The sequence below is a fragment of the Kitasatospora sp. NBC_01287 genome, from assembly GCF_026340565.1.
In the GTDB taxonomy this organism is placed as follows: Bacteria; Actinomycetota; Actinomycetes; order Streptomycetales; family Streptomycetaceae; genus Kitasatospora.
On record NZ_JAPEPB010000001.1, the window covers coordinates 2,205,085 to 2,228,284 of the forward strand.

Below are 23,200 nucleotides of genomic sequence, written 5' to 3' on the forward strand. Positions count from 1 at the left end.
TGTCGAGGTGTCGGCCGGGCGTAAACCGGACCGTGGGTCGGCCTCAGGGCCTGGGCCTTCAGGCGGCCCGGCGGGCGTCGTAGCTCTGGGTCGACCAGTCGAGGGTGATCCGGTCCGCGAAGCGCTCGCGGACCATCGCCGTGACCTCGGCGAGCAGGCGCTCGCGGAAGGCCGGTTCGAGCACCTGGTAGGGCGAGGTGCTCGACAGGAAATCGGCGAACCCGGCCGCCGTGAACTCCTGGTGCCACGGGAAGAGGCTGGTCCCGAGGTAGTCGAAGGCCGGGTGCGCGGCGATCTCGTCGGCGGGCCAGGTGTTCGGGTCCTGGACCGCCGCGACCGCCTCGGTGCTGCCGATCGGCTCGCCCGGGCGGTCGTCGCCGACGAGGCCGAAGTCGTCGTAGAGCGCCTCAAGGGCCGCGAAGGCCCGCTGCTCCCGGAGCGCGCCGCTGTTCCAGAAGAGCCCGAGGAAGCCGCCGGGCCGCAGCAGCGCGGCCGCCCGGTCCAGCCGGGTGGCGGGGTCGGTCCAGTGCCAGGCCTGCGCGCTGAGCAGCGCGTCGAAGGCGCCGGGCCCGGCGGGTGCCGCGAAGGACTCGAAGGTGCCGAGGTGGATCCGCGCACCCGGCTCGCCCTCGGTGCGTCGCGCCAGGACCGCCGCCATCTCGGCCACCGGCTCGACGCAGGTGACACTGAAGCCCTGGGCGAGCAGGCCGAGGGTGGCCTTGCCCGTCCCGGCCCCGACCTCCAGCACCCGCCGACCGGGCACCCGCTCGGCCAGGTGCGCGAACAGCTCCGGCGGATACCCGGGCCGCGCCTGGTCGTAGACCTCCGCGACGCTTCCGTACGACAGCGCGCGCTCCGCGACCCGCGACGCCTGGTCCCCCATGGCCGACCCCTCCCACTTCGTGTCCGAAGCGACCATCCAAGCAGAGATGCTCCGGGGCGTGGGGCGGTTCGGCCGGTTCGGGTTGGGGTTGGGATTGGGTTCAGTTCGGTTCGGCCGCTACCGAAGTGTCCGGGTCCGAGAATCGGCCGGAGCGCCACCCGGCCGAAACGCGACAGAGGAGCCCACCGTGCCACATGTGCAGACCGTCCTCGGGCCGGTCGAACCCGAGCGGCTCGGCCGGGTGCTCTCGCACGAGCACCTGCTCTGCCTGACGCCCGGCCCCGGGCTCGGGCAGGATCCGGTGGACACGGCGGTGGCGGCGCTGCGCGGCCTCACGGCGTACGGCATCGACACGGTGGTCGACCTCAGCCCGTACGGGGACGCCGGACGGGACGCGGACGGGGCCAACACCGTACTGCTGCGCGAGATCGCGCGGCGCAGCGGGCTGCACGTCATCGCCGGGACGGCGACCTACCGGGCGGACTTCAGCCCGGCGTGGGTGCGGGCCGCCGGGGTCGCGGAGCTCACCCGGCGCTTCGTCGCGGACGCGACGGAGGGCATCGGCGCGGGGCGCTGGGACGAGGCCGGGGAGGGTGCCGGGGAGGGCGAGGGCCGGGTCCGGGCGGGCATCCTCGGGGAGCAGCCGACCGGGCTCGGCGAGGTGACCGCGCACGAGGAGCGGGGGTTGCGGGCGGCCGCGCGGGCGCACCACGCGACCGGACTGGCCGTGAGCACCCACACGACGCACGGCACCATGGCCCTGGAGCAGATCGCGATCCTCGACCAGGAGGGCGTGCCCCGTGAGCGGGTGGTGATCGGGCACCTGGACAACCACCCGGACCTCGACCACGTCCGGCGGGTGCTGGACACCGGGGTGAACATCGCCTTCGACTCGATCGGCAAGCAGTTCTGGGACCTGCGCACGCCGCGACCCCCGGACACCGCACCGGACGGCGAGTACCCGAAGCGGGCGCTGCGGCACTCCGACCTCACCCGGGCGGACCGACTGGCCCGTCTGGTGGCCGAGGGCCACGCCGGGCAGGTGCTGCTCTCGATGGACCTGACCGGCGGCCAGGCGTGGGCGAACCCCGCGACGCACGGCCGGTGGGGGTACCGCTACCTGCCGGCTGTCTTCACCGGGCTGCTCGCCGAGCGCGGCGTGGATGAAGCGCGGCTCGAAGAGATGCTGCGGACCAATCCGGTCCGACTGCTCACCATCGACCGGAGCTCCTGACCGGCCGGAGCTGGCGGACCGCCCGGAACTCCTGACCGCCAGGAACTCCTGACGGCCCGGCCCGCTCAGCACTCGGCCCGCTCAGCGTTCGGCCCGGCTCGCGTGGGCCGCGAGCACGGCCAGGTAGCGGCGGTGCACGTCCTCGCGGTCGGCCGCCTCGGTCACGGTCTCGGCGCTCAACCGGTCGATCATCGCCGCCTGGTCGAGCAGCACGGCGCACTGCTCCTCGCCGGTGGTCCCGACCATGATCTCGGCGAGCGCGTCGAGTTGGCGGATCAGCACCGCGGGCATCCCGTGCGCCGCCTGGCGGATCTTCTCGAAGGCGCGCTGCACCAGCCGCTCGTAGCTCACCGGCGCGGCGATCAGCCGGATCCGGCCCTCTGCATCGCGGTGCACGGGGTTGGGGTGCCAGTCGGCGGCGATCCGGCACAGCCCCTCACCCAGCCAGTCGATGCAGGTCAGCGCGGTGAAGGTGTCGTTGACCGCGGTGGACAGGGCTCGGATCGCGATCTCCACCAACTGGTCGACGGCGAAGGCGATGTCCTGGGTGAGGGTGCGGGAGGAGCCGGTGAGGTGGGCCCGGGCGAAGCTGCGGGCCGCCGCGTCGGCGGCCTCGGGCGGCCAGACGGTGGCCAGTTGGTGTCCCTGGACCAGGAAGTGGCCCGGGCGGTGGTCGAGCCGGATCACCGCGTCCAGCTCGGTGGCGATCCGCACCAGCGTGCGGTGCCGGACGAACTGCAGGTAGCCGCTGGCCGGCGCGGGGACAGCGGCACCCGCGGTGTCGAGCCGGTCGGTCAGCTCCTCGGCCGAGGGGCCGCGCTCGGTCCCGCCCTCCCACTCCGGCTCCCCCGCGCCGGCCTCGATGGCGGCCGAGAGGTCGGCGGCGATCGAGGCGATCACGCGCGGCAGCTGGATCGAGGTGGCGATGTGGTGGATGAAGTGGATCAGCACCGCGAGGTCCACCAGGACCAGCACCATGCAGACGGTGATCGACAGGTGCGGGACGAAGTCGCCGTGCGAGGCCGGGCCGATCGAGATCAGCGCGAGCATCGCGAAGACGAAGGTCCCCACGAAGGTGCCCAGGGTCAACTGCGTGGTGCGGTCCCGGATGAAGGTGCGCAGCATCCGCGGCCCGAACTGGGTGGAGGCCAGCGTCAGCGTCACGATCATGATCGAGAAGACCACGCCGACGACGGTGATCAGCGCCGCCGCGATCGACGCCAGAATCTGCCGGGCCGCGTCGGCGGTGCCGCTGATCACCCAGGACGGCAGGGTGATCGCGCCGCGGTAGGCGGCGCGGTCCAGCGACCAGGTGCCGAAGAAGAGCCCGAGGGCGAGCAGGACTTCGAGGGTCGGCACCAGCCACAGATTGGTCCGCAGCGCCTCCCTGCGCCAGTGCGACTCCAGGTGGACCCCGTGGATCACCTCACCCACCACCTGTCCTGCCAGGCCGGTCGGACACCACCAGCCTAAGCAGGACGGACGGCTCCCGCTTGCCCGTGGTCTCAGACGCCGGACCCAGACACGAGAGCCAGACGCCAGACCAAGACACCGGACCAAGACGCCGGTCTCAGACACCGGACCAAGACGCCGGTCTCAGACGCCGGGCCCAGACGCTGGTTCCACACGCTTGTCTCACACACCAGTCCCAGACGCCGGACCCAGACGCCGGACCCAGACGCCCGTCTCAGACCCCGGTCCGGATCAAGCCCGGCGTGCCACCGTGGGCGTCGGCGCTCGCGCGCAGCGCGTCGAGCAGCGCGGCCACCGGGGCGACCCGGACCATGTCGGGCCAGAGCAGGGCGAAGATCCGGCGGGTCGGCCAGCCCCGCAGCGGGCGGGCCACCACCCGGGGGTCGGTGTGGGCGCCGACGCCCAGTTCGTTCATGATCGCCACGCCGATCCGGTTGGCCACCAGGCAGTGGATGGTCAGCTGGTCGTCGGAGGTGGCGGCGACCTTCGGGACGAAGCCGGCTTCCTGGCAGGCGGCCAGGAACCGCTCCCGGCCGCTCTCCAGCACCCAGCGCTCGCCCGCGAGTTCGCCCAGCGCCACGGTGGGCGCGGCGGCCAGCGGGTGGTCCGCGGGCAGCAGCACGCAGCGCCGGTCGGTGAGCAGCGGCAGTCGCAGCAGCCGAGGGTCGGGCAGCAGGCCCGGCCCGTCGGTCCGGTCGAGTTCGTGGTCGCACATCATGGCCAGCTCCACCTCGCCTGCCAGCACCAGCCGGTGCGAGTCGGGGCACTCGGTCTGGGTGACGACCACCTCCAGCTCGGGGTGGCTGCGCCGCAACGCGCCCAGCGCGGCCGGCACCAGCGCCACGCAGCCGCTCTGCATAGCGGCCAGCCGGACCTGGCCGCCGCCCCCGGCGGTGAGCGCGCCGACCTCGTCCTGGGCGGTGCGCAGTGCGGCGAGCACCGTCTCGGCGTGCCGGGCCAGGGCCAGTCCGACCTGGGTGAGCCGCACGCCGCGCCCGCTCCTGGTCACCAGGGCGGCGCCGACGGTCCGCTCCAGCGTCCGCATCTGGTAGCTGACGGCGGGCTGACTGTAGCCGAGCGCGTCGGCGGCAGCCGTGTAGGTGCCGGTACGGGCGACTTCGGCGAGCACTTGCAGTTGACGCACATCGAACACTGATCAAGGATAAAGGATGTTTATTGCTTTACTCTAAAACCCCTACTGGACATATGAGTTTCACCGCCGCCATGCTGGCCGGACCACAGCGAGCGCCAAGGGGGTGACAGTCCGCGATGAGCCAAGCCGACAGGTCTGCCCTGGTCCGCCTGGAGAAGGTCAACAAGTCCTTCGGCGAGCAGCGGGTGCTGCGCGACATCGACCTGGATGTGCACAGCGGTGAGGTCGTGGTGCTGCTCGGCGCCTCCGGATCGGGCAAGTCGACTCTCTGCCGGTGCGTCAACCGGCTGGAGACGATCGACTCCGGGACGATCAGCGTGGACGGCGTGCCGCTACCCGCCGAGGGACGCGAACTGGCCAGGCTGCGCGCCCAGGTGGGGATGGTCTTCCAGTCCTTCAACCTGTTCGGGCACCTGAGCGTGCTGGAGAACCTCACGCTCGCGCCGGTCCGGGTGGCCGGGGTGGCACGGCCGCAGGCCGAGGCCAGGGCGCGCGAGCTGCTCGAACGGGTCGGGCTCGCCGACAAGGCCGGTGCCTACCCGGCCCAGCTCTCCGGCGGCCAGCAGCAGCGGGTGGCGATCGCCCGGGCGCTGGCCATGGGTCCGCGGCTGCTGCTCTTCGACGAGCCGACCTCGGCGCTCGACCCGGAGATGATCAAAGAGGTGCTCGACGTGATGGTCGAGCTGGCCGCCGAGGGGATGACCATGCTCGTGGTGACCCACGAGATGGGCTTCGCCCGCCGGGCCGCCGACCGAGTCGTCTTCCTGGACCAGGGCCGGATCCTGGAGACCGGCACGCCCGAGGAGTTCTTCGAGGCGCCGCGCACCGAGCGGGCCCGCGACTTCCTGTCCAAGATCCTGCACCACTGATCCCGCCCACTCCCCGCTCCCCGCTCCCCACTCCCCGCTGACCTCTCCCCTCTGCCCTCTGCCGCCCCCCTTTGCCCCCTGCCGCGCGCCGCTGTCCCAGCCGCGCCGCCGTCACCTCCGCTGCCTGCGCAGCTTTCGCCTCCTCCGCCCCTGATGAAGGGATCCCGTCCGTGCACGTGAGGTCACGCCTCTCCCTGACCGGTGCCGCGCTCGCCGCGGCCTGCGCCATCTCCCTGACCGCGTGCGGCAGTTCGGCCACGCTGCCGACGCCCAAGAGCAGCGGCGGCGCGGCCGCGCCGACCTTCCAGCAGGTGCTCGACGCCGGCCCGGTGGCCCCCGCCTCGGCCATCCCGGACGGGAGCCTGATGGCGAAGATCAAGGCCCGCGGCACGCTGAACGTCGGCGGCACCGACACCTCGGCGCTCTTCTCGCTCAAGGACCCGGTCAGCGGCAAGCTCACCGGCTTCGACGCCGGGCTCGCCCAGTTGCTCGCCAAGTACATCACCGGCAAGGCCGGCGAGAACCTGGTGCTGGTCACCGCGGACACCCGCGAGACGCTGCTGCAGAACGGCACCGTCGACACCGTCTTCGCGACCTACACGATCACCCCGGCCCGGGCGCAGAAGGTCGCGTTCGCCGGCCCCTACTACTCCTCCGGCGACGCGATCCTGGTGGCCAAGGACAACACCAGCATCACCAAGGTCGACGACCTGGCGGGCAAGACGGTCTGCACCGAGTCGAGTTCGACAGCGGCCAACGACCTGAAGCAGTACGCGCCCACCGCGAAGGTGATCCTCTTCCAGACCAACGCCGAGTGCCAGCAGGCGGTAGAGCAGGGCCGCGCCGACGCCTACGTGCTTGACCAGGCGCTGCTGCTCGGCGACCAGTACCGCGACCCGAAGGTCAAGGTGGTCGGCCAGCCGTTCACCAGCGAGCCGTACGGGATCGGAGTGCCGCTGGCCTCGCCGGAGATGAAGGCCTTCGTGAACGACTGGTTGAAGCAGATCCAGGCCGACGGCGAGTGGGCCAAGCTGTGGCAGGCGACGATCGGCAGCGTGCTCAGCGGCAGCGCGCCGACCCCGCCGGTGATCGGCTCCGTGCAGGGAAGTTGAGCACCGTGCCGAGGCAACTCGCCCTGCCGGGCGGTCTGGAGCACACGCTCGGGCCGCTCGGGCACGGCCTGCTGCTCACCCTCGCCATGACCGGGCTGGCCTTCGCCGGCGCGCTGGTGCTGGGCGTGCTGCTGGCCGTCTGCCGGATCAGCCCGGTGCCGCCGTTGCGCGCGCTGGGCACCGCCTACGTCACGGTGTTCCGCAACATCCCGCTGCTGGTGCTGCTGGTGCTCTTCGTCTTCGGCCTGCCGGACGTGGGCCTGCTCTTCTCGCTCTTCGCCACCGTCACCCTGACCATGGCGCTGTACTGGGCGGCGTTCGTCTGCGAGGTGCTGCGCGCGGGCATCCGCACGGTGCCGGTCGGCCAGGCCGAGGCGGCCCGCGCGCTCGGCCTGACGGCCGGTCAGAACATCCGCCACGTGATCCTGCCGCAGGCGCTGCGCTCGATGGTGCAGCCACTGGCGGGCGTCTTCATCGGCCTGGCGCTGAGCACCTCGCTGGCCGCCGCGGTCGGGGTCGCGGAGATGACCGGGCAGGCCGAGTTCACCACGCTCAAGTACGACCAGCCGCTGACCACGTTCGCCGCCACCACGGTGGTGTACGTGCTGATCACGCTCACCTCCGGGCTGGTCGCCGGTCAGATCGAGAAGAGGGTGGCGGTGCGCCGATGAGCGAGCAGGACCGCCTGCTGTTCGACGAGCCCGGCCCCAGGGCCCGGCGCCGGATCAGGATCGCCACCGGGGCCACCCTGATCGTGGTCGCCGGACTGCTGGCTCTGATGATCCGTCAGTTCGCCGCACACGGGCAGCTCGACGCCGACCAGTGGTCGATGTACGGGCAGTGGCCGATCATCCGCTTCCTGCTGGACGCCATCGGCAGGACGCTGCTGGTGACGGTTGTCGCGGCGGCGATCGCCTTCCCTCTGGCCGTGCCGATCGCGCTGCTGCGGCTCGGCCGGGCCCGCCTGCCGCGCGCGCTGGCCCGCGGCTACGTGGAGCTGTTCCGGGCGGTGCCGCTGCTCCTGCTGCTCTACGTCTTCCTCTTCGCGCTGCCCAGGGCCGGGGTGACCTTCCCGGTCTTCTGGCAGCTGGTGCTGCCGATCGTGCTGAGCAACGTGCCGGTGGTCGCGGAGATCTTCCGGGCCGGGGTGCTGGCCCAGCCGCGCGGGCAGGCCGAGGCCGCCTACAGCCTGGGCATGACGTACTGGCAGGCGATGCGCTTCGTGGTGGTGCCACAGGCCGCGCGCAAGCTGCTGCCCGCACTGGTCAGCCAGTTGGTGCGGCTGCTCAAGGACTCCTCGCTGGGCTACGTGGTCAGCTACGTCGAACTGCTGCACCAGACCCAGGTGCTGGGCGAGTACTACCACACCGTGCTCTCCAGCTACTTGATCGGCGCCACCTGCTACGTGCTGATCAACGCCGGGCTGTCCCGGCTGGCCGCCCTGCTCGACCGCCGCCGGTCCGACGGCTAGAACCGCCGATCCATCTTCCGGCGACTTCGCGCACCTTCCCGCGAATTCCCACCTCCTCCTCCCCGCAGCGCAGCTGAAAGGAACCGGCATGTGCCGCCTGCTCGGCGTGGTCACCCCTGCCCCGATCCGCCTGGCCGACTCGCTCGCCGACCTGGTCGAGCCGTTCACCGGACTCTCCCGGGAGCACCGCGACGGCTGGGGCATCGCCGCCTGGCGCACCGACGGCGAACTGGCCGTGGCCAAGGAGGTGTTGGCCGCGCACGCCAGCGAGGCGTTCCCGAAGGCGCTGGCCGAGACGGTCACCGATGCCGCGCTGCTGCACATCCGGATGGCCAGTCCCGGGCTGCCCACCGAGCCGCGCAACACCCACCCGTTCAGCGCCGGGGCGATCGCCTTCGCCCACAACGGCTGGTTCACCCCGGTCGACGCCGTCGACGCGCTGATCGGCCCGGAACTGCTGGCCGCCGCGCGGGGCGACACCGACTCCGAGCGCTACTTCCTGCGGGTGCTGGCCCGGCTGCGCACCGAGGACCCCGTCGACGCGCTGGCCCGGGCCGCCGCCGACATCCGCGCGCACGCCGGCTTCGCCAGCCTCAACTGCCTGCTGCTCACCCCGCAGGCGCTCTACGCCTACGCCGACGAGGACCCGGACTCCGAGGTGAGCCGCCGCCGCGGCCCCGACTTCTTCCGACTGCGCTACCAGGCGGACGCCGAGCGGGCGGTGGTCGCCTCCAGCGGCATCGGTCCGCAGCCGGAACAGGCCGGCTGGTCGGTGCTCCCCTACCGCCAGGTGCTGGAGATCCGCCGCGCCGACCTGCGGGTCTCCACCCATCGGGTGCAGACCGGCTGACGCCCCGGCCGGGCGAGCGGGCGAGCGGGGCGCAGCCTACGGGGACGGCGGGCCGGTCAAGCGCACGCGGAGATGTTGCACGCTGCGGGTGAAGACCGACTTGACGTAACTGACCTCCTCCTCCACCAGGATGGGCCGGCAGCGGAGCAGGGCGTCCAGCGCGAGTCGGGCCTCCAGGCGAGCGAGTGGTGCGCCCAGGCAGAAGTGCGGTCCCAGGCCGAAGGAGAGGTGCTGGGTGTCCCGGGTGACGTCCAGGTCGTGGGGGCGGTCATAGACGTCGGGGTCGCGGTTGGCCGCGCCGAGCGCCAGGAGGGTGACGGTGCCTTCGGGTACGTGTTGCCCGCCCACGGTGGTGGGGGCCAGAGCGACGCGGAGGGTCAGCTGCACCGGCGGCTCGTAGCGCAGGAGTTCCTCCACGGCCTGTTGCATGGCCTGCTCGTCGGGGCCCGTGGCGGTGAGGTGGCCGAGCTGGCGGGGGTGCGTCAGGAGCGCGTGCAGTCCGTTGCTGATCAGTGCGACGGTGGTCTCGTATCCAGCGGCCAACAACTGGGCCGCCGTGGCGATCGCTTCGGTGATGGGAAGGGGGCCGGTGTCCGGCGACACGGGGGCGGCCAGCCTGGCCAGCACGCTGGACGCGGCCCCGGGGCCGGCTTCCTCGGTTCGGCGCAGGTGCAGGCGCAGGTGTTGCACCAGGGTGATGCGGGCCTGTGCGGCCTGGCGCCGCTGCCGCTCATCGACCAGGCTGGCGGGGTCCATTCCGTCGATGACCGTGCCCGAGCACTGTTGGAACCTGTCCTGCTCGTCGGCGGGGATGCCCAGCAGGTGACTGATGACCCCCATGGCCAGTGGTTGGGCGATGTCGGTGACGACGTCCACTCGCTCACGCCGGTAGGCCGAGTCGAGCAGCGCGTGCAGGTGCTGGGTGATCAGCGGTCGCAGCGGTAGGCCGGCCTGCGGGGTGAAGGCGCCGCTGACGAGGCGCCTGATGTCTGTGTGGTGGGGTGGGTCCGTACGCAGGAAGGAGCGCGCCGGCATCCCGTAGCCGGTGGTCTGCCGTGCCGAGCCGGCACCGTGCCCGAGCGAGGGGTTGCGCAGGGCGGCGGCGCATTCGCGATGCCCCAGGACGACCAGGGCTCCGGAGGCCGTGCGGTGGACGGGTCCGGCTTCGCTTCGCAACCGCTCGAAGAAGGGGTAGGGATCGCTGCGGAAGGCCGCACCGGCGAGGTCGAAAGGCAGTTGGGCGGCGAGCAGGTCCACCGGCCCGGTGCCGGCTGTCGCCGCGGGAGCGCGACCGGCGGGGGCGGGGGCGGGCGAGAAAAGCGCGCTCTCCATGGGCTAGCCGGCCGAGGGCCGCACCGTGGCGAGCGCGGAGTTCAGGGTGTGGTGGGCCTCACCGATGGTGGTGGCCGGAGTGAAGTCCAGGCCGAAGTCGATCTGCCGGCCGGTCTCGTCCTCGACGGCGACCAGCAATTCCGCCAGGGTGAGGGAGTCCAGATCCAAGGACTCGAAGGTGACGGTGTCGTCGATCTCCGCCGCGGAGATCATGGTGATTCCTTCGAGGATCCCGATCAGGCTTGCCCGGCTGAGGGCCGGCTCCGTGGGTGCTGAAGTCATCTGTCCTTCTCCGACCGGACGGTGTCCGATTGCTGGGGTTGGTGCTGCCTCGGTGCAGGTCATGTGCCTTCTAACGGCCGGGGAGAGCAGACGACACGCGGCAGTCCGGAGCGTGTCCGCGGGCCAGCTGCCTCGTTGTCCGCTCCGAAGCGGAACGACGGACAGGGCGGGACAGCTCAGGGAGCCCCGTGCGGTATCTCACGGTGGAGGTCAGATGGCAGGGGAGTCCGTCGCTCACTTCCGGCGCGGGCCGAGCGGCGGGGAACGCGAGGCGGATCCGGTCATGAGGTGGATCCGGTCATCGCTGCCGCGAACCCTGGCCACCGCCCACCGTGTGCTCGATCAACTCCGGCACGACCTGCGGACCGTGCTGCTGATCCTGACCGTGCCGTGCGGGCTGCTGGCCTTGCTCAAGGAGGTCTACCGGTCGACGCCGGCGGCGTTCCAGGCCGTGGGTGGATCGCTGACCGGGGTGTTCCCCTGCGTGAGCATGTTCCTGGTGTCCTCCATCGTGATCCAGCGTGAGCGCTCCTCGGGCACCTTGGAGCGCCTGTTGGCGATGCCTCTGGGAAAGACCGATCTGATCGCCGGCTACACCCTCGGGTTCGCCACCGTGGCCGCGGTCCAGGGCTCCGTCATCACCACCCTGGCCTTGCGGGTCCTCGGCCTCGACATCGCCGGCCCTTGGTGGCTGCTGCTGCTCACCGCCATGAGCGCCGCCATCCTCGGCCTCTCACTCGGACTGTTCGTCAGCGCCTTCGCGGGCAGCGAGTTCCAGGCCCTGCAGTTCATGCCGGGGCTGCTCCTGCCGCAGTTCATGCTCAGCGGCGTCCTGGTGCCGCGCGACCGCCTGCCGGCCGCGCTGGAGCAGGCCTCACACTTCCTCCCGCTGTCGTACGCCGTGGACGGCGCCACCCAGGTGCGCCTGCACCGGGAGATCAGCACGGTGTTCATCCACGACATCGCGACCCTGTGGTGCTCTGCCCTCACGGTCCTCCTCGGCGGTGCGGCCACCCTGCGCCGACGCACCCGGTGAGCGATCAGGACGCGATCGGGGGCGATCGGGGGCGAAGTGCACGCTCCTCCAGGCCGGTTCCGCGCTGATCAGTCGGTGACCGCCGAACCGGCCGGGACCGGGCGGTAGGGGCGTTCGAGCTCGGCGAGGTAGGGCAGGTGGTCGAGAGGTTCGTCCAGGAGGAAACGGCGTGTCAGATCGAGGTGCTCGCGCGAACGGGTGAGGAAGACGAAGTGGTCGCTCTCCTTGATCGTGGCGAACACCCCGCCGGGGCAACGTGCGGCAAGGGCGCGGCACTCCGCCGGAGGGGCGGGGACGTCGTGTTCGCCGGTCACGGCCAACAGCGGTACCGAGGGCCCCTCACCGACCAGCGGCGACACCGTGTACTGGAGTTCCAGGCACCGCAGCCACCTGCTGAGCTCAGCATCGTCGCAACGGTGCATGCTTTCGAGCAACGCCCGCCGCAGCACCGCACGTCCGAGCACGGGCAGCGCGGGATCCAGGCACAGCAGCGCCGAGGAGATGAAGTCGGCCGCCGCGGAGCGGCCGGACCGCAGCAGGCGGGTCGCCATCTCGCTCGGACCCACCCCGGGTGGCAGGTGGTCACGGGCCCGACCGGCCGGACCCGTGAGTACGACCCGCTCCAACCGGTCGGGGTGGCGTACGGCGAAGCGGTAGGCCAGGTCTCCGGCGAAGGAGCTGCCGCAGACGTTCACCCGGGGCAGGCCGAGCTCGTCCAGGACCCTCCCGAGGCCGTCCGCGAGGTCCTCCAGGCCGCACCCCTGCGGCAGCACGCCGGGAGTCGTGACTCCGCCGATCGTCACACCCACCAGGTCGGCCCACGGCAGGATCGCCTCGGCCTGGGGCCGCGTGGCCCTGAGGCTCTCGGCCGGCGCCCGGATCGCCAGGACGGGAGCGATGCGCGGCGACCGGCTGGTCCGGACCTCGACCTCGAAGACCATCGGCCCATCACGGATGACCCTCACACGTGCGGAAGGCTGTGCCACCTCGGTAACGCTCCCTCTCTCGTCAAACCGACACCGGTCGCGCCAGGAATCGGCCCGCGAGCTCGACGCGGCCTTCACCTGGATCTCCGTAGCAGCCACCCCCGGGCACCTACCGATCGCGCGCGGCGAGGAGTGGTGCGGGGCAACGTTGCTCGACCAGGGCGAGGAAGGCGCTCTCCGCCCGATCGGTGCCGGTGCGTGCCAGCAGTTCATCCCGTGGGCCGTGCGCCAGGACACGGCCCTCCCGCAGAAGCAGCAGCCGATCGCAGCGATCCGCCTCGTCCATCACGTGGCTGGAGACCAGCATGGTCACGCCCTGTGCCGCGAAGGAGGCGAACAGCTCCCACATCTCCCGTCGCAGCACCGGGTCGAGCCCGACCGTCGGCTCGTCCAGCACCAGCAGGGGCGGCGAGCCGAGCAGCGCCACCGCCAGCGACACCCGGGCACGCTGGCCGCCGGACAGCCGGCGCACCAGCCGGCGCTGACACGCGACCAGATCCACGGCCGCGATGACCCGGTCGACCTCCATCGTCCGCCGAGCCCGCGGCACGCCCAGGGCCGTCGCGAAGTACCGCAGGTTCGACCGGACACTGACGTCCGGATAGACGGACGGGGCCTGGGAGGCGTATCCGATCCTGCCCCGCAGAGCGGCGGATCCCGCCGGCAGACCCAGCACCTCCAGACGCCCGCCGAGGCCGGCCTGGATGCCGACCACCGACCTCAGCAGCGTCGACTTCCCGCACCCGCTGGGCCCCAGCAGCCCCGTCACCGAGCAGGCCGGCACGGAGAATCCCACGTCCACCAGGACCGTCCGGCCGCCCCGCACCACGCGGAGCCCGTCCGCCTCCACCACGACGCCGTCCGGCTCGCCGACCTTCCTCATGGATCCAAGATCACAGAAGCGGTCGGCGCTGGTCAATCACTCGCGCAGGTGACAGAACGTGTGCCTGTCGGATATTCAACGCTGCTGGTCAGGCCAGCAGCGCCGAGCCGAACCGGTCGCCTGGTCCCTTCACGCCGGGCAGCGCGAAGAAGTAGCCGCCGCCGGTCGGGGAGATGTAGTCGACCAGCGGCTCCCCGGCCAGGCGCTGCTGGACGGCGGTGAACTGCCGGTTCACGTCCTGCTGGTAGCAGCAGAAGACCAGCCCGACATCCAGGTTCCCGTCCAGGTCGAGGCCGCGCTCGTAGTTGTAGCCGCGGCGCAGGATCAGCTGGTCGGCGGTGTCGGCGGTGCGCGGATTGGCCAACCGGATGTGCGCGGTCATCGGGACGATCAGGCCCTGCGGGTCGGCCTGGTAGTTCGGCAGGTCGGACTCGACGGTGCCATCCAACGGCGCGCCCGAGTCGCGGCGGCGGCCGATCATCGTCTCCTGCTCGTGCAGCGAGACCCGGTCCCAGAACTCGACCAGCATCCGGATGATCCGGATCACCTGGTAGGAGCCGCCCTCCACCCAGGCCGGCTCGCCGTTCGCGCCGCCGTGGGTCCACAGCACCGCGTCGGTGACCTTGGCATCGCCGGTGTCGGGGTTGGCGATGCCGTCCTTGAAGCCGAGCTGGTTGCGCGGGGTGCCGCTGGGGCGGGGCGCGGCGTGGAACCCGTCCACCTTCCAACTCGCCTGCATCAGACCGCGGGTGTGCCGCGTGATGTCGCGCAGCGCGTGCATCACGGTGTCCCGGGAGTCGGCGCAGATCTGCAGCGAGAGGTCGCCGTGCAGCTCCTTGGAGCCCACCAGGTCGTCGTCGGGGAAGGCGGGCATCTCGACCAGCCGCGCGGGCTTGCGGCCGGCCAGGCCGAAGCGGCCGTCGAAGAGCGAGGCGCCCACGCCCACGGTCACGGTGAGGCCGTCCGAGGGCAACACGGGGCCGAGGGTGGCGCTGTCGGTGGGCGGCGAGGCGAGGTCGGTGGCGGGCACCGGGCCGCCCGCGGTCAGCGCGCCGATCCGGTCGGTCAGCACGCCCAACAGCTGCCGCAGTCCGGCCCGGTCGGGCGCGATCACGGTGAACGAGACGAAGCTCGCCGCGGCCTGCGGCGGGGTGGTGATGCCGGCCTGGTGCGGGCCGTGGAACGGGATGGTCCGCCCGGAGGGGTCGGGCGCCGTGGTGGCGTCGGCTCCCGCCGCGAAGGCTCCGGCCAGCGCGCCCGCGCCGAGCGCGGTGGTCAGCCCGGCGCCGCGCAGGAAAGCCCGGCGACGCAGCCCGGTGGGCGGTGCCACGGGGCACTTCCCCGGGGCGGCAGGGGCCCCGTCGCCGAGGGCCGCGTCAACGGGGGCGGCAGCGACGGGGGCGAGAGCGGGGTCGGTGGGGTCCGGCCTGGTCATGCGTGGTTCCTCGGGGTCAGCAGGTTGGGCAGGACGGCCAGTTGCTCCAGCAGCGCGCCGACGTCGCCGTCGAGGTGCCGGCGGCGGCTCGGATCGAGCTTCGCGGCCGGGGTCCAGGAGCCGTCGGCGGACTTGGCGGCCGCCACCTCGGCGGCCAGCGCGGGCAGCGCCTGGTCGAGCTGGGCCAGCAGCGCCGCGTCACGCGGCTGGATCACCGGGGCGAGCACGCTGAGCACCTCCTCGGTGCCCTGGATGTTGGCCCCCAGGGTGGCCAACGTGGTGCCGCTGCCGTAGTCGGCGATGCCGTTCAGCTGGAACTGGAGCGCGTTCTCCAGGATCTCGTGGGCGCGCAGCGGCAGGTCGCCGGGGTCGGTGTCCTCGCTGGGGAAGTCGTCGATCAACCCGCTCGCGTCACTGACCAGTTGGTCGCCCAGCGAGTGCAGCCGATCCGTGCTCCAGCCGTGCCACAGGCCGTACTCCAGCGCGAAGAAGCCGGTCCAGTCCGGGGTGTCGACGCCCTGCGGCAGGCCGTCGGCCGTGCTGTTCATCGAGTCGTCGAAGTCGCCGAAGGAGTTGTAGGCGGCGCCCAGCCGCTCGTAGTCCAGGTGCGCGGTGAGCCAGTCGGTGCGGGCCGCCGCCAGGTCGCCCCTGGCGAGGTCGGCGTCCAGGGTGCGGGTGTCGGCGAGCAGGCCCGGCAGGGCCGCCTCGACGTAGGCGCGGTAGGCGTTGACCGGGTCGGTCAGCTCCTTGTCGTTCATCGGCAGCACGCCGGCCACCGCGCCGCTCGCGGTGCCGTCGACCTGGATCGTGCCGGTGGCGACCACCGGGCCGCTGGAGAAGACGCAGCGGATCGCGTACTGGCCGCCGGTCACCGTGGTGGCCAGCGGCAGCGTCTTGCCCGGGCCCAGCCAGGTGATCTCCGCATAGGCCAGGCTCGCGTCGGCCGAGGTCAGGTAGACGGCCGCGTAGACCGTGGTGGTGTTGGTGACGGCGAACGAGAGCGGGCCGGCGGGTAGTTCGGCGGGCGGTGTGCCGCAGCTGGTCGTGGAGATCCGCAGCGTGCCGCCGGGCGCGGCCGGGGCGCGGCCGGCCGAGTCGCTGCCGGCCGGGGCGGAGCCGAGCAGGCCCGCGCCGGCGAGCACCAGCAGGCCGATCAGCGCGCTGCGCAGCGGACGCCGGCGGACGGCACCGGCGACGGCACTGGGTACGGCACCGGGGAACGGGTTCGGCGCGGGCATGGGGAGGGACGCTCCTTCGGTCGGGCCGCCGGCCGCCGCCCCCACGCGGGGGGAGCGGAGGCCGACGGCGCCTGGTGCCGCTGGTCGTACCGGGCGGTGCTGGTCGTGCCGGTCGTGCCGGTCGTGCCGGCGGCGCCTGGTGCTGCTGGTGCGTCAGTTCCAGATGTCGGTGATCGGCGTCGCGGTGCTGCTGCTGCCGACCTTGGTCAGCCCGTACATCTGCTCGAGGGTGGCGAGCAGGTTGTAGTGGTTGATCGTCTCGCTGTACTGGCCCGGGGTGACGTGGGCGCCGACGACGATGGTCGGTACCTGGTTGCTCTCGGTGTAGTCGTCCTCGTCCCAGGTGACGATCAGGACGCTGTTGTTCGCCGCGGCCCAGGTCGCGTAGCCGGCCAGGTTGTTCTTCAGCCAGGTGTCGCCCTGCGCGATGCTGCCGTCGTGCATGTCGTCGTTGAGGTTCGGGATCACGAACGACAGGGTGGGCAGCGAGCTGTAGTTGGTCGGGAAGGCCGAGAAGGGCTGCTGGTCGGCGGTGGGGATGTTGCTGTAGTTGACCCACGGCGAGTGCTTGCGGGCGTAGGATCCCGAGGTGCACTTGGTGGAGCCGACCGAGGGCAGGCCCTCGGAGTAGCCCTTGAAGGTGTCGCCGGCCGCCAGCAGTTCGGAGCCGAGGTTGGCCTTGGTGCCCTCGCTGACCGGGCAGGTGTCGCCGGTCAGGCCGAAGGTGCTGCCGCCGAAGAGCGCCATGTAGTTCGGCTCGCTGGGGTGGGTGACACCGAACGAGGAGGTCAGCAGGGCACCCTGACCGGCCAGCGAGTTGATGTAGGGCGCGTCGGCGGTGTCGCCGATGATGTCGTCGAAGGAGTGGTTCTCCTCCATCACGACCACCACGTGCGCGGGAGTGGGGACGGCGTGTGCCGCGGCGGGTGCGGCGACGGCCGAGCTGCCCGAGGAGAGGGCGGCGGTGAACGACACGGCGGTCGTCAGGGCGGCGGCGCACAGCGCGGCGAGACGCGACCTCGAACGCATGGGGGACTCCAGGAATTCCGGGGCGGCACGAGCCGGACCTGATGGTCCGGCTCACGGAGGCGGTGCGGGGACAGAGCCTAGGCACAACCAGCGTGGGGCAGTTGTCCATGGCCTGTCAGCAGAGTGAACTTCCCAGGATCCGGTGGCAAGGCTCTCGACACCGCCCGTCCACTCGCCACGGTGGAACTGAACGCCTGGTGATGATGAATCAGAGAGACGTCAGATCCGTTGACTTGCTCAATTTGCAGCAAGTACCTTCACGGACTGGCAGAACTGGACGATGTCCAGTCAACAGTCGCGAGCGCACCAGGGAGTGAGCCATGGGCGGGACCGAGGGGGCCGGACCAGGCGATGAGGCTGCCCGGTTCACCGTCCTCGGGCTGCTCGCCATCGCCGATCGGCACGAGACCGCGGTGCTGCAACCTTCCAAACCGGCCACCCTGCTGGCCGCGCTGCTGGTGCGTCCGAACACGGTGGTCTCGGTGGAGTGGCTGCAGCGCGCGATCTGGGGCGAGGAGATCCCCGCCACCGCGAAGGCCGCGCTGCACTCCTGCGTGCTACGGCTGCGCCGGCTCTTCGCCCGGTACGGCATCGCCGGGCGCACCATCGAGGCGCTGCCCGGCGGTTACCGGATGGTCGCCGACGCGGGCACCCTGGACCTGCTGGAGTTCCGCGCGCTGTTGGAGCGGGCCGAGCCGACCGCCGATCTCGCCGAGCGACTGGTGCTGCTGCGGCGGGCGCTGGCGCTGTGGCAGCTGCCGGTGCTCGGCAACGTGCCCTCCGACGCCGTGCACCGCGAGGAGGTGCCCCGGCTCACCGAGGAGTGGCTGCGCACCGCCGAGCGGGTCTACGACATCGAACTCGCACTGGGCCGATGTCGCGAGGTGCTCGCCGAGCTCTGGTCGGCGGCCCGCTCGCACCCGGTGCACGAGCGGTTCTGGGAGCAGTTGATCGAGGCGCTCTACCGGACCGGGCGCCGGGCCGACGCGCTCGCCGAGTACCGGCGGGTCCGCGACCACCTGTTGGAGGAGCTCGGCGTCGACCCGGGCCCGGCCCTGCGCAGGCTCGAACTGGCCGTGCTGCGGGGCGAGTCGGTGGGGAGCGCCGCCGCCGGGCCGGGCGCGGACGGGGGCACGGGCGGGCCGGGGGCCGCGGGCGCGCAGGGAGGCCCGGGTGGACAGCGGGTCCTGGGCGCGGCCGGCCCCGCCGAGGTGCGCGGGGCCGCGGGCGGGCCGCCCGCGCTGCCCGAGCCGGGTGCCCCGGCCACCGGCGAGCTGGTGCTGGCCGGCCTGGTGCAGGCCGGCCTGCTGCGCGAGGGCCCGCGCGGACAGTACCGGGTGCACGAACTGCTCCGCTCCTTCACCCAGGCCGCGGAGGGGAGTTGGGCGACGGCACCGGCCCGCGTGCCCGCCCGCGCCCCCGCCCGCGACGTGGCGGACGAACCGGCCCCGCCGGACCGGGTGCCCGCCGCCCACCCTGACCACCCCGGACCCCCGCGGCTTCCGGCCGCCCCGCTGCGCAGCAAAGAGGTGTGAGGGACATGGCCCTGTACGAGGAGATCGCCCAGACGCGTCCGCGGATCCGCCGCGACGTGCTGTACACCCGGACACCGACCGGGGTGCTCTTCCACAACGCGCACGGCGGCTTCAGCCTCACCACGAAGAACGCCTACCGCTTCGCCGCGCTGATCGTCCCGCACCTGGACGGCACGAACCGCCTCGCGGACATCTGCGCGGGCCTGGGCGAGAACCAGCGCAGCATGGTGACCGAACTGGTCGGCGCCCTCTACGGCCGCGGCTTCGCCCGCGACGCCGGACCCGCGCCGCAGAACCCGGCGCCGCTCTCCCCCGAGGTGGCCGCCCGGTTCGCCGCCCAGGTCGACTACGTCGACCACTACGTGGACGACGCGGCGGCCCGCTTCGCCCGCTACCGGGGCACCCGGGTCGCGGTGCTGGGCGAGGACGAGCTGGCCCGCTGGTGCGCGCTGAGCCTGGTCCGCAACGGGTGCGCCGAGCTCTCCCTGCGCCGGGACTTCCCGGAGGTCACCGCCGAGGCGGCCGAACTGGGCAACGACGGATGTCCAGTGACGATACATCAGCTCCCGCCGGTGGCCGGCTGGGCCCAACTGGCGGACGCCGACGTGGTGGTGGTCACCAGCGGAGCCGCACAGGTGCTGGAGCTGCTGGCGGCGGAACTGCCCGAGGGCAGAAGGCTGCTGCCCGCCTGGACCATCGGCGACCGCGCCGTGCTGGGCCCGTTGCTGACCGCCGGCCGGGCCGGCTGCTGGGTCTGCGCCGCGCTGCGGCTGGGCGCCAACGGCGAGCCCGGCGAGGCGGCCGAGCTGTGGAGCCGGGTGGCGCCGCTCGCTCCGCTGGAGTACACCGGCCGGCAGCCGGGCCGGCCACTGGCCGCGATGCTCGGCAACCTGCTCGGCTACGAGGTGTTCCGGCTCGCCACCGGCGCGCTGCCCGCCGAGACCGACGGCAAGCTGATCGTGCAGGACCTGGACTCGCTGGACGTCGTCTGCGAGCCGCTGCTGCCGCACCCGCGCTGCCCGCGCTGCGCGGCGCTGGCCGAGGACCCCGAGCCGGTCGCGCCCACCACCGCCGAGCTGGACGCCGCGAGCGCCCCGCGCCCGCAACCCGCCGACGGCGCGGCCGAGGAGGCGGCGGCCCAGGCCGCGCTGGCCGAACTCGAAGCCCGGGCGGTGCTGGTGCAGCCGCGGGCCGGCCTCTTCAGCGAGTACGCCGACGACGCCTGGCACCAGACGCCGCTCAAGGCCGGCACCGTGACGCTGAACCTGCGCCCCGGCCTGCGCCGCCGGATCACCGCCTTCGACGTGCACCACGTCGCCGGGGCCCGGCTGCGCGCACTGCGCAGGGCGGCCGAGCTCTACGCCGAGCAGGTGATCCCGCCGGCCGGACTCGTCGTCGAACCGGCCGGCCTGGCGGCGACGGGCGAGGCAGCGACCGGCCAGGCAGCGACGGGCGGGGCGACGACGGGCCCGGCAGCGCTGCGCGGGGCGACGACCGTCGACCCGGCTACGGCCGACCTGGTCGCGGTGGACCCGGCGGCGCTGAGCACCGCCAGCGGCCTGCCGATCGGCCGGGTGACCGCCTGGGGACCGGCCCGCTCGCTGCTGACCGGCCGCACGCACCTGGTACCGGCCGCCGCGCTGCGCCCGTTCGGCCCGCACAACCAGGACCGCGGCTTCGAGGCCACCGGCGCTGGCGGCGGCGCGGGCGGCACCCTCGCCGAGGCGAGCGCGCGGGCGCTCTGCTCCGCCCTCGGCTACGACGCGCTGCGCAGGGCGCTACGCGGCGCGGCCGAGCCCGCCGTGGTGCCGCTCGACCTGCTGCTGTCCGACGTCGAACTCACCTTCCTGGTCCGCGCGGCCAAGAACCTGGGCGTGGACCTGGAGTTGCTGCGGCTGGGCGGCCCCGAGGAGCCGCTGCCGGTGGTGCTCGCCCGCGACGGCGGCACCCGGTGGGCGCTGGGCAGCGGCCCGAGCCTGCGGGACGCGGTGCTGGCGGCGGCCCGCGACCTGCTCGGGCTGGTCCAACTCGGCCGCGACCTGGGCCCGGGGCAGCAGGGCGACGCGGGTGACACCCTGCTGGCGGGCCTGGACCCGGCGGTGCTGGTGCCCGGCGGCGGCACCGCCGACGAGCCGGCCGACGAGCTGACCGCTCGGCGCTCCTGGTCCGAGGTGCTGGCCCGGCTGCGGGCGGCGGGCCGGGACGTACTGCTCGCCCCGGCGGGCGCCGCCGACCTGCGGTCCGGGCGGCTCCAGGTGGTCAAGGCCCTACTGCTGGACGGGATCACGGGTGAGCACTGAGCTGATCGAGCGCCCCGGCCCGGCGGGCGCCGTGGCCACCGGGCTCTGGGCGGCGACCCGGGCCCGGCTGGCCGAGCGGCTACCGGTGCCGCCCGAACTGCTGGGCGTGCGTGACGAGCTGGCGGTCACCGAGCCCCCGGCCGATCCGGCCCCGGTCCTCCTCTACGGCCACCACGCGATCCTCGGCCCGGGCGACACCGGGGGGCCCGACGGCACCCGCACCCCCTGCCCGCGCTGCCTGGCCCGGCGCTGGCAGGCGGTGCGCTCCGGCCCGCTGCGCGAGGCGCTCGAACTCGGCGGCGGCGGGAGTGAGGAGGCGAACAGCGCGGCCGACACGCCGGCGGGCGGAACCCGGGCGGCGGGCGAGACCCGGGCGACGGGCGAGACCCGGGCGGTGGGCGAGCCGCCCTGGGCCGTGCCGTTCGTCGCCGACGCGCTCGCGGCGCTGGCGACACTTCTGACGGATCGTCAGCAGAGCGGCAGCAGCGGCCGGGTGCACCTGCTGGACCTGGAGACGCTGCGGGTCAGCGGCTTCCCGCTGCTACCCGACGCGCAGTGCCCGCACTGCGACCCGCGCACCGACGACAGCGCCGAGGCCGCCCGGCTCACCCTGCGCGCCCGCCCCAAGCGGGCCCTGGACGACTTCCGCCGGCGTCCGGTCCAGGAGTACGGCCTCTCGCTGCCCGCCCTGGTCAACCCGGTCACCGGAATGCTCGGCCCCTCGGTGGTGCCCGACCTGGTCTCCGGCTCCACCTCCTCCACCGTCGGCTGCTTCACCCTGCGCTCCGGCAGCTACCTGCGCGAGGCGTTCTGGGGCGGGCACAGCGCCGACTACCGCGGCAGCACCGAAGTCGGCCTGCTGGAGGGGCTGGAGCGGTACGCCGGCATGCGTCCGCGCGGGCGCCGCACCACGGTGCGGGCCGCCTTCGCGGAGCTGGCCGGGCAGGCGGTCGATCCGCGCGAGTGCGGCCTCTACGACGCGGAGTTCCACCGACTTCAGCCCGGCATCCGGCCGTTCGAGCCGGACCGCCCGATCCCGTGGGTCTGGGGCTGGTCGCTGCGCGACGAACGGCCGCTGCTGGTCCCGGAGATCCTCAGCTACTACCACGCGCCGGGCGGGGTGGCGAACCGCTTCGTCCAGGAGAGCTCCAACGGCTGCGCCTCCGGCGGCTGCCTGGAGGAGGCGATCTACTTCGGACTGATGGAGGTGATCGAGCGCGACGCCTTCCTGCTCGCCTGGTACGGGCAGCTCGCACTGCCCGAGCTGGACGTCCGCAGCAGCACCCGGCCGCAGACCCGGGCCATGGTGGACCGGCTGGAGCTCCACGGCTACCGGGCCCGGTTCTTCGACACCCGGATCAGCTTCCCGATCCCGGTGGTGACCGCCGTCGCCGAGCGGATCGACGGCGGCCTGGGCCGGCTCTGCTTCGGCGCGGGCGCGAGCCTGGACCCGGAGGCGGCGCTGGCCGCCGGGCTGTGCGAGATCGCCACCGACGCGGTCAACCTGCGCCGCCGCACGGCCCGCGAGGAGCGGCGGCTGCGCGCGATGGCCGCCGACTTCGACCAGGTCCGGGTGCTGCACGACCACCCGCTGCTCTACGGGCTGCCGGAGATGGCCCGGTACGCCGACTTCCTGCTGCGCGCGCCGGACGGAGGGTCGGCCGGGGGGCCGATCACCGCACCGGCCGCGCGGTCGGCCGGTGCGCCGGGAGCCCGCTCGGGAGCCCGCTCGGCAGCCGGCTCGGGAGCGGGCCCGGGAGCGATCCGGCCGGGCCCCGACCTACGGGAGGATCTGCGGCACTGCGTCGAGGCGGTGGCCGCACGCGGCTTCGACGTCGTGGTGGTCGACCAGACGATGCCCGAGCAGCGCGCCCTGGGGCTCCACACGGTGAGCGTGCTGGTGCCCGGCCTGCTGCCGATCGACTTCGGCCGGCGGCGGCAGCGGGCGCTGACCATGCCCCGGCTGCGCACCGCGCCGCGCGAGGCCGGGCTGCGCGGGCACGACCTGCGGGACGAGGACCTCAACCCGGCCCCGCACCCGTTCCCCTGAGCACCCGATGCCATACGGGGTGCTGGGACAAGCTTGCTTGACGGACCGT

The 23,200-nt window shown here is 73.1% G+C and carries 19 protein-coding genes and 1 pseudogene; 10 read left to right on the forward strand and 10 right to left on the reverse strand.

Annotated elements, in window-relative coordinates; genetic code table 11:
- Positions 1 to 58: 58 nt before the first annotated feature.
- Positions 59 to 883: a class I SAM-dependent methyltransferase gene (locus tag OG455_RS09310; protein ID WP_266291989.1), complete on the reverse strand. Its 825-nt coding sequence runs from the start codon at positions 881 to 883 to the stop codon at positions 59 to 61.
- Between the two features lie 187 nt (positions 884 to 1,070).
- On the opposite strand from OG455_RS09310, the gene OG455_RS09315 reads away from it, so the two are divergent.
- On the forward strand, positions 1,071 to 2,117 hold the full coding sequence (locus OG455_RS09315) for a phosphotriesterase (protein ID WP_266291990.1): 1,047 nt from the start codon (positions 1,071 to 1,073) through the stop codon (positions 2,115 to 2,117).
- Between the two features lie 81 nt (positions 2,118 to 2,198).
- Here OG455_RS09315 and OG455_RS09320 read toward each other — a convergent pair whose 3' ends face one another.
- Together OG455_RS09320 and OG455_RS09325 are read right to left on the reverse strand one after the other, a co-directional pair.
- Complete coding sequence (locus tag OG455_RS09320; protein ID WP_266291992.1) at positions 2,199 to 3,551, reverse strand: DUF2254 domain-containing protein; 1,353 nt, start codon at positions 3,549 to 3,551, stop codon at positions 2,199 to 2,201.
- Between the two features lie 253 nt (positions 3,552 to 3,804).
- The gene (locus OG455_RS09325) at positions 3,805 to 4,743 is read right to left on the reverse strand and encodes a LysR family transcriptional regulator (protein WP_266291993.1); all 939 of its coding nucleotides are present in this window, start codon (positions 4,741 to 4,743) and stop codon (positions 3,805 to 3,807) included.
- Between the two features lie 116 nt (positions 4,744 to 4,859).
- Here OG455_RS09325 and OG455_RS09330 point away from each other — a divergent pair, with 116 nt between their 5' ends.
- From OG455_RS09330 to OG455_RS09350, 5 genes are all read left to right on the forward strand, one after another.
- On the forward strand, positions 4,860 to 5,612 hold the full coding sequence (locus tag OG455_RS09330; protein WP_323185450.1) for an amino acid ABC transporter ATP-binding protein: 753 nt from the start codon (positions 4,860 to 4,862) through the stop codon (positions 5,610 to 5,612).
- Positions 5,613 to 5,782: 170 nt separating this feature from the next.
- Entirely contained in the window at positions 5,783 to 6,724 is a 942-nt protein-coding gene (locus OG455_RS09335) for a glutamate ABC transporter substrate-binding protein (protein ID WP_266291995.1), read from the forward strand.
- Positions 6,725 to 6,729: 5 nt separating this feature from the next.
- On the forward strand, positions 6,730 to 7,395 hold the full coding sequence (locus OG455_RS09340; protein ID WP_266300710.1) for an amino acid ABC transporter permease: 666 nt from the start codon (positions 6,730 to 6,732) through the stop codon (positions 7,393 to 7,395).
- On the forward strand, positions 7,392 to 8,195 hold the full coding sequence (locus tag OG455_RS09345; protein WP_266291996.1) for an amino acid ABC transporter permease: 804 nt from the start codon (positions 7,392 to 7,394) through the stop codon (positions 8,193 to 8,195). Before OG455_RS09340 ends, OG455_RS09345 begins: the two co-directional genes overlap by 4 nt.
- Positions 8,196 to 8,283: 88 nt before the next feature.
- On the forward strand, positions 8,284 to 9,045 hold the full coding sequence (locus OG455_RS09350) for a class II glutamine amidotransferase (protein ID WP_266291998.1): 762 nt from the start codon (positions 8,284 to 8,286) through the stop codon (positions 9,043 to 9,045).
- Between the two features lie 36 nt (positions 9,046 to 9,081).
- Here OG455_RS09350 and OG455_RS09355 read toward each other — a convergent pair whose 3' ends face one another.
- Both OG455_RS09355 and OG455_RS09360 read right to left on the reverse strand, forming a co-directional pair.
- Complete coding sequence (locus OG455_RS09355; protein ID WP_266292000.1) at positions 9,082 to 10,377, reverse strand: cytochrome P450; 1,296 nt, start codon at positions 10,375 to 10,377, stop codon at positions 9,082 to 9,084.
- A gap of 3 nt (positions 10,378 to 10,380) precedes the next feature.
- Entirely contained in the window at positions 10,381 to 10,659 is a 279-nt protein-coding gene (locus OG455_RS09360; RefSeq protein ID WP_266292002.1) for an acyl carrier protein, read from the reverse strand.
- 283 nt (positions 10,660 to 10,942) lie between these two features.
- Between OG455_RS09360 and OG455_RS09365 the strand changes: the two genes are divergently transcribed.
- Positions 10,943 to 11,695, forward strand: coding sequence for an ABC transporter permease (locus OG455_RS09365; RefSeq protein ID WP_266292004.1), 753 nt, complete (start codon positions 10,943 to 10,945; stop codon positions 11,693 to 11,695).
- A 68-nt stretch (positions 11,696 to 11,763) separates the two neighbouring features.
- On the opposite strand, the gene OG455_RS09370 is transcribed toward OG455_RS09365, so the two are convergent.
- From OG455_RS09370 to OG455_RS09390, 5 genes are all read right to left on the reverse strand, one after another.
- A complete protein-coding gene (locus tag OG455_RS09370) occupies positions 11,764 to 12,636 on the reverse strand; it encodes an alpha/beta fold hydrolase (RefSeq protein WP_266292006.1) in 873 nt (290 codons plus the stop codon).
- A gap of 154 nt (positions 12,637 to 12,790) precedes the next feature.
- The gene (locus tag OG455_RS09375; RefSeq protein WP_266292008.1) at positions 12,791 to 13,564 is read right to left on the reverse strand and encodes an ABC transporter ATP-binding protein; all 774 of its coding nucleotides are present in this window, start codon (positions 13,562 to 13,564) and stop codon (positions 12,791 to 12,793) included.
- Positions 13,565 to 13,652: 88 nt separating this feature from the next.
- The gene (gene efeB / locus OG455_RS09380; protein WP_266292010.1) at positions 13,653 to 14,999 is read right to left on the reverse strand and encodes an iron uptake transporter deferrochelatase/peroxidase subunit; all 1,347 of its coding nucleotides are present in this window, start codon (positions 14,997 to 14,999) and stop codon (positions 13,653 to 13,655) included.
- Positions 14,996 to 16,237, reverse strand: a complete 1,242-nt coding sequence (locus tag OG455_RS09385) for an EfeM/EfeO family lipoprotein (RefSeq protein ID WP_266292012.1) — start codon at positions 16,235 to 16,237, stop codon at positions 14,996 to 14,998. Before OG455_RS09385 ends, efeB begins: the two co-directional genes overlap by 4 nt.
- Positions 16,238 to 16,390: 153 nt before the next feature.
- On the reverse strand, positions 16,391 to 17,266 hold the full coding sequence (locus OG455_RS09390; protein ID WP_266292014.1) for an alkaline phosphatase family protein: 876 nt from the start codon (positions 17,264 to 17,266) through the stop codon (positions 16,391 to 16,393).
- Between the two features lie 320 nt (positions 17,267 to 17,586).
- Here OG455_RS09390 and OG455_RS09395 point away from each other — a divergent pair.
- The 3 genes and pseudogenes from OG455_RS09395 to OG455_RS09405 form a co-directional block, all read left to right on the forward strand.
- A pseudogene (locus OG455_RS09395) lies at positions 17,587 to 18,363 on the forward strand (BTAD domain-containing putative transcriptional regulator); the annotation flags it as partial.
- A 443-nt stretch (positions 18,364 to 18,806) separates the two neighbouring features.
- On the forward strand, positions 18,807 to 21,101 hold the full coding sequence (locus tag OG455_RS09400; protein WP_266292016.1) for a TOMM precursor leader peptide-binding protein: 2,295 nt from the start codon (positions 18,807 to 18,809) through the stop codon (positions 21,099 to 21,101).
- Complete coding sequence (locus OG455_RS09405) at positions 21,091 to 23,151, forward strand: TOMM precursor leader peptide-binding protein (protein WP_266292018.1); 2,061 nt, start codon at positions 21,091 to 21,093, stop codon at positions 23,149 to 23,151. The genes OG455_RS09400 and OG455_RS09405 overlap by 11 nt, the downstream gene beginning before the upstream one ends.
- The last annotated feature ends 49 nt before the right edge of the window (positions 23,152 to 23,200 follow it).

Excerpts from the sequence above, each read along its gene's own strand:
- OG455_RS09400 (WP_266292016.1), top strand. The coding sequence starts at position 18,807 with ATGGCCCTGTACGAGGAGATCGCCCAGACGCGTCCGCGGATCCGCCGC.
- OG455_RS09350 (WP_266291998.1), top strand. The coding sequence starts at position 8,284 with ATGTGCCGCCTGCTCGGCGTGGTCACCCCTGCCCCGATCCGCCTGGCC.
- OG455_RS09330 (WP_323185450.1), top strand. The coding sequence starts at position 4,860 with ATGAGCCAAGCCGACAGGTCTGCCCTGGTCCGCCTGGAGAAGGTCAAC.
- efeB (WP_266292010.1), bottom strand. The coding sequence starts at position 14,999 with ATGACCAGGCCGGACCCCACCGACCCCGCTCTCGCCCCCGTCGCTGCC.
- OG455_RS09365 (WP_266292004.1), top strand. The coding sequence starts at position 10,943 with ATGAGGTGGATCCGGTCATCGCTGCCGCGAACCCTGGCCACCGCCCAC.
- OG455_RS09345 (WP_266291996.1), top strand. The coding sequence starts at position 7,392 with ATGAGCGAGCAGGACCGCCTGCTGTTCGACGAGCCCGGCCCCAGGGCC.
- OG455_RS09360 (WP_266292002.1), bottom strand. The coding sequence starts at position 10,659 with ATGACTTCAGCACCCACGGAGCCGGCCCTCAGCCGGGCAAGCCTGATC.
- OG455_RS09370 (WP_266292006.1), bottom strand. The coding sequence starts at position 12,636 with ATGGTCTTCGAGGTCGAGGTCCGGACCAGCCGGTCGCCGCGCATCGCT.
- OG455_RS09390 (WP_266292014.1), bottom strand. The coding sequence starts at position 17,266 with ATGCGTTCGAGGTCGCGTCTCGCCGCGCTGTGCGCCGCCGCCCTGACG.
- OG455_RS09375 (WP_266292008.1), bottom strand. The coding sequence starts at position 13,564 with ATGAGGAAGGTCGGCGAGCCGGACGGCGTCGTGGTGGAGGCGGACGGG.
- OG455_RS09310 (WP_266291989.1), bottom strand. The coding sequence starts at position 883 with ATGGGGGACCAGGCGTCGCGGGTCGCGGAGCGCGCGCTGTCGTACGGA.
- OG455_RS09385 (WP_266292012.1), bottom strand. The coding sequence starts at position 16,237 with ATGCCCGCGCCGAACCCGTTCCCCGGTGCCGTACCCAGTGCCGTCGCC.
- OG455_RS09355 (WP_266292000.1), bottom strand. The coding sequence starts at position 10,377 with ATGGAGAGCGCGCTTTTCTCGCCCGCCCCCGCCCCCGCCGGTCGCGCT.